The sequence below is a fragment of the Flavobacterium sp. SOK18b genome (assembly GCF_014156605.1).
GTDB classification, from domain to species: Bacteria; Bacteroidota; Bacteroidia; order Flavobacteriales; family Flavobacteriaceae; genus Flavobacterium; species Flavobacterium tiangeerense.
Map to the genome: position 1 here is coordinate 1 of NZ_QKNZ01000016.1, position 14,548 is coordinate 14,548.

Here is a 14,548-nt window from a genome sequence, read left to right on the forward strand (position 1 = left end):
TCCAATAACAAACAATTCAAAAAAATTTAAAATTATGATTAAAGTATGTATAGCCGATAATTATCCTGTTGTGCATTTTGGAGTAAAATCTTACTTTAAAGATAATGCTGACATCTCTATTGTAGCCAATGTGGGCAATTTCTTGATGGTACGAGATATACTTCAAACGAAAGACATTGATGTACTAGTACTGGATTTAGACTTGGAAGGACTTTCAAGTATCTTCGAGATCAAAACAATCTTGAAAGATTTCCCAAAAACAAAAGTGATTTTATACAGTGGCCTATCTGAACAGATTTATGCACCAAATGCCATTAAAGCCGGAGCATCTGGCTTTGTGCACAAATCCGAAAAGTTAGAAACACTAGGAATTGCTATTGTAAAAGTATCGCAAGGTAAGATCATCATGAATGAAACCGTGAAGAAAAACTTAGCCTTGATTGCAAAACAAAGTAAAAGTGAGCGTTTGTATCGCAAACTTTCAAACCGTGAGGTAGAAGTATTACGCTACTTGAGTGGAGGGAAAAAGAATCACGAAATTGCTGATATCTTAAACCTAAATGAAAAAACAATCAGTACTTACAAATTACGTTTATTAACTAAACTAAATGTTACCAATCTGGTTGATCTAGTAGACAAAGCAAAAAAATTAGAAATCGTTTAGTAATATCTTGACATTACTCTACCTAATTTTTTTGAAAAAGAATGGATTAAAATATTATAATCCATAACTAATGATAAAGGCTCTGTATTATCTGAATTTGGTTCAGATGATATAGAGCTTTTTAATTCTTCAATAATACTTCCTACAAGATACCAACGAAGCGTTAAAATAGTCTCTGAAACCTCTTGACCTATTGTTTCATTTTTAGTTTTTGGAAAAATATTTTGACCTACCCAATCATGAAGAACGAGTTGCTCATCTTCCATTAAAATATCTGTTACTTCTTGGGCAAAGTCAACATCCAAGCGCATTAAATACTGTTCCATACTAAAGGATTCATTCTCATTATAAAACGCTATAAGATCATTGTAAATTGCTCTAAATAATGGATTAGCAAGTTGCACCTCATCCTCTTGCAAACTGAGATAAATACGTTGGTAAACCTTATAATTTCTTTTTTCTGAAACAGTTTCAATTTCTCCTTCTGCATTTGTACGCAAAAAAACATCTTCAAATTCTTCTTCTAGATTGCCATACAACAGTAAAATTTCAATTATTTTACGTTCCAATCTATTTAATACATCAACTTTAGCGACAGCTATAGGATTTTCGTTTTTAACAATTTCAAAAGCTTGTTGCTCTTGTTTTTGTTTTTTTCCAACCTCGGCAACTTCTTTTTGAGATAATTGCGCCAGAGTACTTTGTAATACTTGCTCTGAAATATCCATAATTCGGGAACATTCCTGAATATAAATTTCGCGTTGAATTCGATCTGGAATTTTAGATATACTCCCTACCATATCTCGAATCAGGTCGGCCTTTTTTACCGGATCGTTTTTAGCTTCATTCATTAAGAGCGATGCTTTGAACTGAATGAAATCTTTAGAATTATTTTCAAGATAATAGACTAAATCATCGTACGACGTTTTTTTAGCAAAACTATCTGGATCTTCCCCATCGGGAAAAGTACATACTTTGACATTCATACCTTCTTCAAGTATCAAATCAATCCCACGCACAGAGGCGCGCAATCCTGCTGCATCACCATCAAATAAAACGGTAATGTTTTTTGTCAATCTATTTATCAGTCTAATTTGATCTGGCGTCAAGGCAGTTCCAGATGACGCTACCACATTCTCAATACCTGATTGATTGAATTGTATCACATCCGTATATCCTTCAACAAGGTAGCAATTGTTTAATTTTGCTATGGCTTGTTTGGCTTGAAAAATACCATACAGCACTTTACTTTTGTGGTAAATTTCACTTTCAGGAGAGTTTAGGTATTTTGCTGCTTTTTTATCATTGGTTAAGATACGACCTCCAAAACCTAAGACTCTACCCGACATGCTCTCAATAGGGAACATCACACGCCCCTTGAAGCGATCAAAAGGTCTGTCCTCTTTGGGAATTGTAAGTCCTGTACTTTCCAGAAATTCTAATTTATACCCTTTGCCAAGAGCTTCTTTTGTAAACGCATCCCAACTTTCAGGTGAATATCCTAGGCTGAATTTTTTGATGGTTTCATTTGTAAAACCTCTTTCCTTAAAGTAAGAGTAGCCTATGGCTTTTCCCTCTTCGGAATTTAAAAGTGTATTGTGGAAATACGTTTTGGCAAATTCCGAGACCAAATACATGCTTTCACGAGTATCTGTGAGTGCTTTTTCTTGATCCGTTTGCTCTGTTTCTTCAATTTCAATATTGTATTTTTTGGCTAGGTATCTAATCGCTTCTGGATACGTAAAATGAGAGTGCTCCATCAAGAAAGCAACAGCATTTCCGCCTTTTCCAGAACTAAAATCCTTCCAGATTCCTTTAGCCGGAGAAACCATAAATGATGGTGAACGCTCTTCAGAGAAAGGACTTAAACCCTTATAATTACTTCCTGCTCTTTTTAAATGAACAAATTCACCAATAACCTCCTCTACACGAGCAGTTTCATAAACAGTATCAATTGTAGCTTTTGAAATCAAGTTGAATAAAATATTTAGGGATTGAAAAATGTAAAATTACACAAATCAAATTGGATAATTCACAATCTAAAAAACAAAAAAGCACTTCTTTACAAAGTGCTGTTTTATGCTGCTAAAATACCATCAGCAATTAATTAAAATCAAAACGCAAACCTAGTGAAACGTTGTTTTGCTTGACAGCATTGTCTTTAAACAATGGGGTTAAATCGTATTTCAAGTATAAACTTGTAGCTTTATATCCTACATAAGTGCTCAATCCATAGACAAAATCACCTGTGTTAAAATCACCTTTTGTTTTTTCGGTTGATTTTAAATCTGAATTTTCATATTGTAAAATTTGTTTTGTTTTTAAGTTTACCCCTGCGTAACCGCCTAGTCCTACTCTAACACTTTGATGAGATTTAAAATAGGTTTTGTCGTTCTTAACCTCTGGCTTTGTAAAATCAAATTCTAAATGTAACGGAAATACCAAGCTTACATTTCTAAATCTAGAATCTTTTAATTCAATAGGATTCACCGTCAAATTAGTTTGATTGCCATTCACCTCAAAACTACGATTATCTGTAGGGCGGAGGTTATTGTACATCACTGACAAACCGTACTTGGCATGCAATAGGTTAGAATTGTTTAAAAGTCTAGAATTATAAGAAACGCCAATTTCATAAAAATGAGATCCTAAATACCTGAAATCTGATTTTTTAACTTCACCATCGGTAATGACATTGTTCAATCCTGCAGCAAAAACAAATTGTGACGTTGTTCTTTTGGATTGGCGTTCATCCTTATCCTCTTGTCCGTTGTACACTTTTAAAGAGGAAATATTAAATTCGGTTTGATTTGGTCCAAGCTCTTCAGAATTTGTTCCAAAAATAACCATTCTGCCACCACTTCTAGTGTCTTTAGCGTCTTGCACTTTTCCATCCACTTTATCTTGTACCAACTGGTTGAGTTTCTCTTCTTGAACACTAACTTTAGAATCAATATTTGCGGCGTGAACGGCTGCTTTCTTTAACTTTAAATCATCCGCTTGTTCCTTCGTAATTACTTTATTATCGAGATCTTTATCAATTTGTTCGATCTCTTTTTTTAAGGCATTTTTTTCTGAACTTATTATTGATTTAATTTCGTTACCAATGGCTTTAGCTCTGGTCTCAAATGGAATTGATTGGTGGTCTCTTCCCTTAGTAAGTCCCGTTTCAGGTGTAGTATCATCAACTATTTCCAATGCAATGTCTTTAAACCACATCTGACCTGTATCATCTAATAAAACTCCGTAGGAAATAGAAGTCGCATCTGCTGGCACATGCAACACAATTTCATATTTAGCCCAATCTTTTGTGCCTTTTATGGGATTTTTTCGCATGTTATCAAAAGCTAAAACAGCCACATTATAGTAATCGACACGCATCCATAAACCAGCCCAAGATTTAATATTATCACATTTAACATATCCCGACATTTTTACTGTTTTTCCTAAATACAAGTCTGGCTTAATTGATTTCATGATTGTACCAAAACCATTGATTTTACTTTTAACCGATTTAATGGTTAAGATATTTTCTTCTTTAAATTCGGAGTTCTTTTCAAGACTCATTTCATAATTTGGTGACACCGGTTGCCAATATGTCCAGTCCAAAATATTTTTATAAGTTCCGTTTTCTTGCGCATTAACTTTTGTTAAAAAGGCAGATAACAGTAGTACTGTGATTAAAATAATTTTTTGCATAATGTTCGATTTTTGATTGATGATTGATTATTCTTTTTCGTAATTTCTATTAGCCAAAACTGTTTTTATGGCGTTGTAATTTTTATTAAACTTGCTTATGGCCGACTCTCTAAAGGTTTGATTCATCTCTGTTTCTACATCCGACAATAAATTTTGAGGATTAACCGTGGTGCTTTTTATCGGTTTTTGATTGACTTGCAAACTAGTTGATGACTCCAGTTGTGTATTACTCACTTCTGCTAACAATCCAGATGCTGAAACATACCTGTTTTTAGTACCCTTTTTTAGATTATTATTTTCTACTAAAATGGTTAAACTATCATTTTTAGAATTCTTAATTTGGGCTGCAGCCAGTTCATTCTTTTCTAATTTCAATGATTTTTGCTGCGTTGAAGCTTGGTATTGAGGAGTAACAATGCCTTTTTGAACGTTAGGTTTTAAAGCATTTGACAGTGTATTTGTATTCTGTAACGTATCAGCTTTAGTAAAGTTGTTTTCTTGATTTTTTGAATCTTGAAATACAACTCCATTGTCTTGATTTACATTCACACTTTCTTTTTGATCAAGAAATAGGGTTCCAATAAGTAGAAAACCAACAAAACTTGCCGCCACATACAACCATGGGAATTTAGTTTTTTGTTTTTCTGTCTCAGAAAGCATTGTGTCGAGTTTATCCCAAGCCATGGCCGAAGGTTTAATTTCTCTAGCATTCAACTGCTCTTTTATTTGTATTTCAAATTTATTCGGTTCCATACTCATAATTTTTTATTGTACTAATTTGTACTTGCAGCATTTTTCTAGCATGCGATAATTGCGACTTTGATGTTCCTTCATTAATACCTAATAGGGTTGCAATTTCATGGTGTTTAAATCCTTCTATCGCAAATAAATTGAAAACCATTTTATAGCCATCTGGTAAATTATCTATTAAGGATTGAATGTAGTCTACAGATAATTGACTTTCAATAGCATTAAAACTTTCCTCATCGCGACCGATTACGAAATCATCTTCGATGTATTTAATTTTTTTATTTACTCTGATAAAAGAAATGCATTCATTAACCATAATCCTCCTGATCCAGCCTTCAAAACTTCCTTTGTTTTCGTAATTTTTAAGATTGGCAAAGACCTTCATAAAAGCAGTAATCATGACGTCTTCGGCCTGATGCATATCTTTTATGTATTGACGGCAAACACTTAGCATTTTAGGAGAAAACTGGGTATAAATTTGCTGTTGCGCTTGTCGATTATTTTCGACAGCCAACCGAATTAATTCCTTTTCCTCGTGATGTAAGTTGATTACTTTCATAAATAGTTTCAATGACAAAAATCAATATCAATGTCAATACATTTTAGTGCTGATGCAATTAAATCTTGATATTGAACCTCATCTCTATTTACATAGACGCTTTTCGATATAAAAAGGTTGCATGACATCTGATTTTTTTTTGATTTTGAACTTTGTAAATCAAAAAAACTAGTAAAATAAGGCGTTCAGAAGATAAAATATTTTAAAAAAAATTATTTCTTTCTTTCAATAACGTAGTTGACCATTAAAATTAGGGCGCTTTTATAATCGGATTCAGGGAAATCTTGAAGTAATAAAAGTGCTTCATGTTGAAAAGCAACCATTTTTGCTTCGGCATAAACCAAACCATTGTTATTTTTCACAAATGCAATAACCTCTTTAACGCGTTTTTTGTCTTTGTTGTGGTTTTTTATCGAATTGATAAGCCAGCTTTTCTCTTTTGGGGTACAGGTATTTAAAACATGAATAAGAGGCAAAGTCATTTTTTGCTCTTTGATATCAATTCCGGTTGGTTTACCAATGGCTTCATCGGTGTAATCAAATAAATCATCTTTGATTTGAAAAGCCATACCTATCAGTTCTCCAAACTTTCGCATTTTTTCGACTTGGACCTCATCTTCAATAACAGATTTTGCTCCAAGAGCACAACAAGCAGCTATAAGAGTAGCTGTTTTTTTTCGAATGATTTCGTAATAAATATCTTCGGTAATGTCGAGTCTACGTGCTTTTTCAATTTGAAGTAACTCACCCTCACTCATTTCTCGTACTGCAACAGAAATGATTCTAAGCAAATCAAAATCGCTGTTATCTATAGAAAGCAATAAACCCTTAGATAACAAATAATCACCCACAAGTACTGCAATTTTATTTTTCCAAAGCGCATTCAACGAGAAAAAACCTCTTCGGCGATTACTATCATCTACTACATCATCGTGAACCAGTGTAGCAGTATGTATAAGCTCTATCACACAAGCACCACGATACGTACGCTCATTTACAAGACCATTAGCAACCATTTTTGCTGTTAAAAAAACAAACATAGGACGCATTTGTTTCCCCTTGCGGTTTACTATATAATAGGTAATTCTATTAAGTAAAGCCACTTGCGAAGTCATAGATTCATAGAACTTTTTTTCAAAAAGTTCCATTTCTTTTAAGATGGGCTGTTTTATTTGAGAGGTGACATTCATTAAGAAATCAAAGTTACGTCTTTTAGTAAATATAAATACGCTAAAAACTAATTTTAGTATTCCAATTCTAAAAAAAACGTACTCCTAACATTGCTAACCTATCCTTAATCCTATTACGGTTTTTGTTAAAGTTACCTTAATCTCTTGACGATTCCTCCCTTCTAAGTTTGCAAAACAAAATAAAACAACAAACCAATGAAAATTTTAAGAAAAAATCTGCTCTTTCTTTTACTTCTATTTTGCGCACATATAACTACTGCGCAAACTAATGCAATATCAGGAAAAGTAACCGATTCATCCGGATTCCCGCTTACTGGGGCAACTGTTTTAGTTAAAGGAACTAAAACTGCAGCCACCGCAAATGAAAATGGAAACTACACTATTAATACCGAACTAGGCAAGACATTAGTTTTTAGCTACATGGGCTTTATTACTAAAGAGGTTGTGGTGACCTACCAACAAAATATGAATGTTACATTGCAAGAAGATTCTATATCACTTGGAGAAGTTGTTGTAACTGCTTTAGGAATTAAAAGAGATAAACGTGCTTTAGGATATGCTTCCCAAGAATTGAAATCAGAGGATATCAATAAAGTAAACTCGGCAAATTTTGTATCTAACTTAACAGGTAAAATATCAGGAGTACAAATTACTGGCTCTGGAAACGGAATCACAAGTTCTTCAAGAATTACTATCCGTGGAGACAAATCTTTGAACATCAATAATAACGGACCTTTGTTTATAGTTGATGGTATTCCAATCAATAATAATGTATATGGTATAGGAGGCGGTCCCACTACTCAGACTAACCTACCAACTGATTATGGCAATGGTGCTTCTGAAATTAATCAAGAAAACATTGAAAGCGTAAACGTACTAAAAGGTGCAGCCGCATCAGCACTTTATGGCTCTAGAGCAGCAAATGGTGTTATTGTTATTACTACTAAATCTGGCAAAAAAGGCAAAGGATTTGGTGTTTCAATCGCTTCTTCTTTCATGACAAGCGAAGCATTGCGCTTACCTGAAATTCAAGGTGTTTATGGTGCGGGATCAAAACAAGTATACGATCCTGGAGCAGATACAAACTTAGGTCCACGTTTTGACTCAGGAGTATCTTTATTACAGAATGGAAGTCCAGGATATTCAATAGGACAAGGACAAGTTTTACCATTTGAATTCAGATACAACTTAAATGACTTTTTTAGAAAAGGAAACTCGATTTCAAACTCAGTATCGATTTCTGGTTCAGATGAAAAAACTAATTTCAGGCTAAGCTATGGAAAAACTTCCAGCGAGGATATCGTACCTAATTCTAATTTAAAAAGAGAAAACATAAATCTCAACCTTAATTGCTCTATTTCAGACAAATGGAAAATTAGCACAGTAGCTACTTACACAAAAAGTGCTAGTGATAATACTCCAGTAACCGGTTACGGAAGTCAAGGGATTATGTACAATTTACTTTGGAATCATACCAATGTTGACTTAGATTGGCTTAAAGATTACTGGATTGTTAAAGATGTGAGGCAAAACAGCATGTTTGGTTGGGGAGACAATCCATTCAAAATTGCGTACGAAAACATTAATGCATTTAAAAAAGGGCGTCTTTTTGGGAACATTTCTTCCACTTATGAAATTGATGAAAACTTTTCGTTTATGGCTAGAATAGGAATGGACAATTCTAATGATTTTAGATGGTCAAGACGACCAATTGGATCTTCAAGATATGTTTCAGGAATGTACCGCGAACAAACGATTGGTTTTACAGAATACAATGCCGATATGTTGCTGAGCTACGATCATAATTTTGGGGATTTTTCGGTTAAATTATCCTACGGAGCAAACAGCATGAATCAATACACATCTGAAAGTAAAATTGAAGGACAAGGAATCAGTATTCCTGGAATTTACAATTTGCAAAACATTAATGTTATGCCTATTTCATCAAGAGATATTTTTAAAAAACGCATCAACAGCATGTATAGTTTTGCAAATATTGGATACAAAGATTTCCTATATCTAGATCTAACAGCAAGAAATGACTGGTCTTCTACTCTTCCAGCAGACAATAATTCTTACTTCTATCCTTCTGCTTCATTAAGCTTTATTCCAACTTCATTATTTGAAATGAATGAGAATATTGATTTCTTAAAACTGAGAGTAAACGCAGCTTCTGTAGGGAACGACACTGATCCTTATAAATTAGTTAAAACATACAACAATGGAACTTTAGCGGGAACATTGACTAATCCTAGCACTATTTTAAATAGTAATTTGAAGCCTGAAATTGCTACATCATATGAAGTAGGTGTTGAAGCTCAGTTTTTCAAAAAAAGAATTACGCTAGATGCTAGTTATTACATCACCGATTCTAAAAATCAAATCGTAGGTTTAGATGTGTCACAAGCCTCAGGATTTAATTCGAATGTAATCAACGCAGGAAAAATACAAAACAAAGGAATCGAGATAGGATTAGGAATTACTCCTGTTCGAACAGAAAATTTTGAATGGTCACTTAATGCTAATTTTACTCAAAACCGAGGTACCGTAAAAGAATTGACTCCCGGTATTGATAATTACATCATTGCTCAAGGACCTAATGGTGGTACGATTGAAGCACGTGTAGGCGAACGAATGGGAGACATGTACGGGCGTGGTTATTTAAGAAGTCCTGACAATCAAATTGTTTTCGATACTAATGGTTCTCCAATTTTAGATACGAAAATCAAAAAAATAGGAAACTACAATCCAGATTGGATGTTGGGCCTTAGCACCAATCTTAAATACAAAAACTTCAATCTTAATGCATTATTAGATGTACGCCACGGTGGTAAAATATATTCAATGACCAATTCAATTGGGATGGAAAGTGGCATCCTTGCCGTTTCATTACCAGGAAGAGAAACAGGAATTATAGGTAAAGGTGTTGTTCAAAATACAGACGGATCATACAGACCAAACACAACTTCTGTGAGTGCAGAAAACTGGTATTACTACAATGCTTATCGTAGAGATAACATTGAGGCCAATTCATTTGACGCTTCTTATGTAAAACTTAGAGAGGTAAGCTTGAATTACAAACTATCTGACAAATGGACCAAAGCGGTAAAAATGCAAAACTTAAGTATTGGATTAGTTGGAAACAATCTAGCCCTTTGGACAAAAGTTCCAAACATTGACCCAGAAACTCAAGCAATAAGTGGCGGTACATTACTACCTGGATTCGAAGTATTGCAACTCCCATCATCCAGAAATTATGGAATCAAATTAAATGCTTCATTCTAAAAAAATTATCATGAAAAAAATCTTAGCCTTTATAGTACTATTAACTCTTAGTATTTCTTGCACCGATGGGTTTGAAGAAATCAACACTAATAAAAATCAACCTACTGCTTCACAACCTAAGCAGATGCTTCCCAACGTTATTTTTAACTTGGCCAATAGTAACGTGACCAACTCCTACGACTTTGGAGACATCGTCGCTCAATATGGTGGTTTCTATGAGTACAACCAACTAGACGTTTATGATTGGGGAGCTGACAACCGTTTCTGGGGATTGTACAAATGGCTCAATGATATCTACGATATTAAAAAACAAGCCATCGCATTAAATGACAAAAATTACGAAGCCATTAGTCTTGTTCTTGAAACATATACGATGAGTCTTATTACAGACACCTATGGTTACGCACCCTATTCTGAAGCTTCAAAAGGAGAGTCTGGAATATTAAAACCTAAGTATGATTCTCAAGAAGCTATCTATAAACAACTGCTTTTAAATTTAGACAATGCAAACGCTTTGATAAATGTTAAATCAAAAGTTGAAGGAGACTTATTATATGGTGGAGACATGTTAAAATGGAAAAAATTCTGTAACTCTCTACATGTTCGTCTCTTGGTGCGAATTTCTAACAAGGTCAATGTTAGCGCTAAATTAAATGAGATTGTTACTAAACCAGCACTATATCCTTTATTCCAATCGAATATTGACAATGCAAATTATGTTTACTCAGGAAGCTATCCTAATATTTCACCTATGAGTGATGGAGTGAACAGATTGTACGGTTACAATATTGTGATTCCTTCCACAAATTTAGTGAATACATTAATTGCGAATAATGACCCTAGATTAGACGAATGGATTGATCCTATTGCAGGAAAAACAAATCATTTAGGATTAAAACCAGGATTACCGTTAGATCAAATTGGGGAACCAACAAAATATTCTAGAAGAGCAGAAGATTATTTTTATGGGAAAACAAAAATATCTTCTCTATTCATGACCTATAGTGAATTGAACTTCTTGCTGGCTGAAGCGAGCCAACGCAATCTTATTACAACTGGATCAGCCAAAATGTACTATGATACCGCAGTAACAGCTTCTTTCGGGCAATGGAATGTAACGATGCCAAATAATTACTTGACGGTTACAGCACCATATAACGCTACAAATGAAGTGCTATACACCCAAAAATGGTTAGCTTTATACCACACTGGAATAGAATCATGGTTGGATTGGAAAAGAACTGGAAAACCAAGTTTTATACAAGCAGGTCCTGGAGCTAAAAACAATGGCAAAGTACCAAGAAGAATCTTATATCCAAGTTTAGAGCAATCTGTAAACAAAGAAAATTACAGCGAGGCGATACAAAAAATAGGAGGAAGCGACAATATTAACGCGAAAGTATGGTGGGATAATTTTTAATAAAAAATGAAAATGAAAAAAATATTATTAATTCTGATCCTTTTTGTTGCGGTGAATTCCCAAGCCCAAAAAGCAGAGAACATCATTATCATCACCACTGATGGATTTAGATGGCAAGAGGCTTTCAAGGGAATGGACGAAAGTCTAGCTAAGGACAAAAAATTCAATCAGAACGACAGTGCTTATATTTATAAAAAATATTGGGCTGAAAATATAAACGAACGAAGAGAAAAATTAATGCCTTTTATGTGGTCTGTTCTGGCTAAAAAAGGACAGATTTATGGCAACAGAACCCTTGGTAACAAGGTAAATAATGCCAATCCCTATTGGTTTAGTTATCCTGGTTATAACGAAATCATGACAGGCTACGCTGATACTTTAATCAATTCAAATAAGTATCCTGCAAATCCAAATGTTACTATTTTAGAATTCTTAAGCAAACAAGCTAAGATAAAAGGTAAAGTTGCTGCTTTTGGGGCTTGGGATGCTTTTGATAATATCCTAAATGAAAAAAGAGCAGGCTTTCCAGTGGTATCTGCTTTTGACAAGGTAGGAGGAAAATCACCTACAGAGAGACAAAAATTAATTAATGCTATGCTAGCAGATTCATTTAAACCTTTTCACGAGGAAGAATGTCTGGATGTATTTACACATTATGGCGCTCTTGAAGAATTGAAAACAAACAAACCAAAAGTATTATACATCTCTTATGGCGAAACGGATGAGTGGGCTCATGCTGGATTTTATCGTTCCTATTTAGATGCAGCACATCAAGTGGATGCTTGGATCAAAGAGATTTGGGACTTTGTACAAAACGATCCTCAATACAAAGACAAAACGGCTTTAGTATTTACAACAGATCATGGCAGAGGCGATCTCACAAAAGCAGAATGGACGAGTCATGGACCACAAATAAAAGACGCTTCAGAAATTTGGTTTGCTGCTATGGGACCAAAAATTGAAGCAAAAGGGGAAATGAAAGAGGAAAATCAATTGTATCAAGATCAATTTGCGCAAACCATAGCTAAGATTATGGGATATACATTTGAAGCCAATCATCCCATTGCGAAAGAAATCCCTTCAGTACTAAAATAAAAATAATATTTAAAAAAAAAGCTGTCCAAAAGTACTTTTCGGACAGCTTTTTTTATGCTTCTTTATTGGCCAGTTGTCCGCAAGCAGCATCAATATCCTTACCTCTACTTCTGCGCACTTTAACCACAATTCCGGTTGCTTCAAGTGCTTTTATATAGGCATTTATAGATTCTTCAGATGCTTGCTGGAATTCTCCATCATCGATTGGGTTGTATTCGATGAGATTCACTTTACAAGGAACATATTTGCAAAATTTGACTAGAGCATCAACCGCTTCTTTAGTGTCGTTGATGCCTTTCCAAACTACATATTCATAGGAGATTTTTGATTTTGTTTTTCGGTACCAATATTCTAATGATTCCCGTAATTCAGCCAAAGGAAAATTAGCACTAAAAGGCATAATTCGCGCACGAACTTCATCTATTGCCGAGTGTAATGACACAGCTAGTTTGAATTTTACATCGTCATCGGCTAGTTTTTTAATCATTTTAGGAACTCCAGAAGTGGAAACCATAATTCTTTTTGGAGACATCCCTAATCCTTCAGTGGAAGTAATCATTTCAATGGCCTTCAAAACATTGTTGTAATTCATCAATGGTTCGCCCATTCCCATGAAAACAATATTCGATAACGGATGATTGTAATACAAACGGCTTTCTTTATCAATAGCAATTACCTGATCATAGATTTCAGCAGGTTCTAGATTTCGCATTCTTTTTAATCGCGCTGTAGCGCAAAAGTTACAATCCAAACTACACCCAACTTGACTAGAAACACAAGCGGTAGTTCGTGTATTTGTAGGTATCAAAACCGACTCTACTACTAAACCATCGTGTAACCGAACCGCATTTTTTACGGTTCCATCTTCACTACGTTGCATGGTATCTACTTTGATGTGATTGATTACAAAATGCGTTTCCAGCATAGTCCTAGTTTGTTTCGAAACATTGGTCATGTCCTCAAAACTGTGAGCTCCTTTGCTCCACAACCATTCATATACCTGATTTCCTCTAAAGGCTTTGTCATTATTGGCAACAAAAAAATCACGCAATTGTTCTTTTGAAAGGGATCTTATATCTTTTTTTTCGATTTCCATGCTGCAAAGTTAATAAGTATTTTGAGGTTTTCGTTATTTGTGAATTTGGTTATTTGTAATTTTGTGAAAAATTTAAAATAATGCATTTCATTTCTCCAGAATTAGAAGATTACATTGAGCAACATTCTGAAAAAGAGCCAGCTTTACTAGCAGCTTTAAACAAGGAAACCTACCAAAAGATTTTGCTTCCGCGAATGTTGAGCGGGCATTTTCAAGGCAGGGTTTTGAGCATGTTGTCAAAATTGATTCGCCCTCTGAATATTCTGGAAATTGGCACGTATACAGGTTATTCAGCGTTGTGTCTGTGTGAAGGCATGCAAGAAAACGGACAATTGCACACAATTGACATCAAAGAAGAATTGGTTGATTTTCAACGCAAGCATTTTGACAAATCTCCTTGGTGTGCGCAAATTGTTCAACATCTTGGCGAAGCGGTTGACATCATCCCAACGATTGACTTAAAGTTTGATTTGGTTTTTATTGATGCTGATAAAGAAAACTACTTGAACTACTTTGAATTGATCTTACCCAAAATGAATAAAGGAGGGATTATACTATCTGATAATGTTTTATGGAGCGGGAAAGTTTTGGAACCACTAAATCCTAAAGATTTGAGTACGAAAATATTACTAGAATACAATCGTTTATTAGCAACGGATCCAAGAGTAGAGACCGTTTTACTGCCTATTCGTGATGGTTTAACGGTAAGCAGAGTTCTTTAGTTTAAAAATTCTGCTGAAAACAACTGCCCTAGCCCTGATAGAAGCGGCATCTCCCGATCTTAAAAAAC

11 protein-coding genes are annotated in these 14,548 nt (G+C 34.5%); 5 read left to right on the forward strand and 6 right to left on the reverse strand.

Annotated features, from left to right (window positions below; all coding sequences use genetic code 11):
• Positions 1-34 precede the first annotated feature (34 nt).
• Positions 35-664, forward strand: a complete 630-nt coding sequence (locus DNC80_RS03655) for a response regulator transcription factor (protein WP_182649317.1) — start codon at positions 35-37, stop codon at positions 662-664.
• Here the strand turns inward: DNC80_RS03655 and dnaG are convergent.
• The 5 genes from dnaG to DNC80_RS03680 all read right to left on the reverse strand — a co-directional run bounded on the left by dnaG (position 661) and on the right by DNC80_RS03680 (position 6,862).
• Entirely contained in the window at positions 661-2,637 is a 1,977-nt protein-coding gene (gene dnaG, locus DNC80_RS03660) for a DNA primase (RefSeq protein WP_182649319.1), read from the reverse strand. The genes DNC80_RS03655 and dnaG overlap by 4 nt on opposite strands.
• 130 nt (positions 2,638-2,767) lie before the next feature.
• On the reverse strand, positions 2,768-4,363 hold the full coding sequence (locus DNC80_RS03665; RefSeq protein ID WP_182649321.1) for a hypothetical protein: 1,596 nt from the start codon (positions 4,361-4,363) through the stop codon (positions 2,768-2,770).
• Positions 4,364-4,390: 27 nt separating this feature from the next.
• Entirely contained in the window at positions 4,391-5,116 is a 726-nt protein-coding gene (locus tag DNC80_RS03670) for a hypothetical protein (protein WP_182649322.1), read from the reverse strand.
• A complete protein-coding gene (locus DNC80_RS03675) occupies positions 5,103-5,672 on the reverse strand; it encodes an RNA polymerase sigma factor (RefSeq protein ID WP_182649324.1) in 570 nt (189 codons plus the stop codon). Before DNC80_RS03675 ends, DNC80_RS03670 begins: the two co-directional genes overlap by 14 nt.
• A gap of 212 nt (positions 5,673-5,884) precedes the next feature.
• Positions 5,885-6,862: a polyprenyl synthetase family protein gene (locus tag DNC80_RS03680; RefSeq protein ID WP_182649325.1), complete on the reverse strand. Its 978-nt coding sequence runs from the start codon at positions 6,860-6,862 to the stop codon at positions 5,885-5,887.
• Between the two features lie 195 nt (positions 6,863-7,057).
• Between DNC80_RS03680 and DNC80_RS03685 the strand changes: the two genes are divergently transcribed.
• The 3 genes from DNC80_RS03685 to DNC80_RS03695 are packed head-to-tail and all read left to right on the forward strand — an operon-like array spanning position 7,058 to position 12,662.
• Positions 7,058-10,147, forward strand: a complete 3,090-nt coding sequence (locus DNC80_RS03685) for a SusC/RagA family TonB-linked outer membrane protein (protein ID WP_182649327.1) — start codon at positions 7,058-7,060, stop codon at positions 10,145-10,147.
• A 10-nt stretch (positions 10,148-10,157) separates the two neighbouring features.
• Positions 10,158-11,567, forward strand: a complete 1,410-nt coding sequence (locus DNC80_RS03690; protein ID WP_182649328.1) for a SusD/RagB family nutrient-binding outer membrane lipoprotein — start codon at positions 10,158-10,160, stop codon at positions 11,565-11,567.
• A 12-nt stretch (positions 11,568-11,579) separates the two neighbouring features.
• Positions 11,580-12,662, forward strand: a complete 1,083-nt coding sequence (locus tag DNC80_RS03695; RefSeq protein ID WP_182649330.1) for an alkaline phosphatase family protein — start codon at positions 11,580-11,582, stop codon at positions 12,660-12,662.
• A gap of 52 nt (positions 12,663-12,714) precedes the next feature.
• Here the strand turns inward: DNC80_RS03695 and rlmN are convergent, their stop codons facing one another.
• The gene (gene rlmN, locus DNC80_RS03700; protein ID WP_182649331.1) at positions 12,715-13,758 is read right to left on the reverse strand and encodes a 23S rRNA (adenine(2503)-C(2))-methyltransferase RlmN; all 1,044 of its coding nucleotides are present in this window, start codon (positions 13,756-13,758) and stop codon (positions 12,715-12,717) included.
• 80 nt (positions 13,759-13,838) lie between these two features.
• Between rlmN and DNC80_RS03705 the strand changes: the two genes are divergently transcribed.
• Positions 13,839-14,480: an O-methyltransferase gene (locus DNC80_RS03705; protein ID WP_182649333.1), complete on the forward strand. Its 642-nt coding sequence runs from the start codon at positions 13,839-13,841 to the stop codon at positions 14,478-14,480.
• The last annotated feature ends 68 nt before the right edge of the window (positions 14,481-14,548 follow it).

Coding starts and splice junctions, on each gene's coding strand:
- DNC80_RS03680 (WP_182649325.1), bottom strand. CDS start 6,862: ATGAATGTCACCTCTCAAATAAAACAGCCCATCTTAAAAGAAATGGAA.
- DNC80_RS03705 (WP_182649333.1), top strand. CDS start 13,839: ATGCATTTCATTTCTCCAGAATTAGAAGATTACATTGAGCAACATTCT.
- DNC80_RS03690 (WP_182649328.1), top strand. CDS start 10,158: ATGAAAAAAATCTTAGCCTTTATAGTACTATTAACTCTTAGTATTTCT.
- rlmN (WP_182649331.1), bottom strand. CDS start 13,758: ATGGAAATCGAAAAAAAAGATATAAGATCCCTTTCAAAAGAACAATTG.
- DNC80_RS03675 (WP_182649324.1), bottom strand. CDS start 5,672: ATGAAAGTAATCAACTTACATCACGAGGAAAAGGAATTAATTCGGTTG.
- DNC80_RS03685 (WP_182649327.1), top strand. CDS start 7,058: ATGAAAATTTTAAGAAAAAATCTGCTCTTTCTTTTACTTCTATTTTGC.
- DNC80_RS03665 (WP_182649321.1), bottom strand. CDS start 4,363: ATGCAAAAAATTATTTTAATCACAGTACTACTGTTATCTGCCTTTTTA.
- DNC80_RS03655 (WP_182649317.1), top strand. CDS start 35: ATGATTAAAGTATGTATAGCCGATAATTATCCTGTTGTGCATTTTGGA.
- DNC80_RS03670 (WP_182649322.1), bottom strand. CDS start 5,116: ATGGAACCGAATAAATTTGAAATACAAATAAAAGAGCAGTTGAATGCT.
- DNC80_RS03695 (WP_182649330.1), top strand. CDS start 11,580: ATGAAAAAAATATTATTAATTCTGATCCTTTTTGTTGCGGTGAATTCC.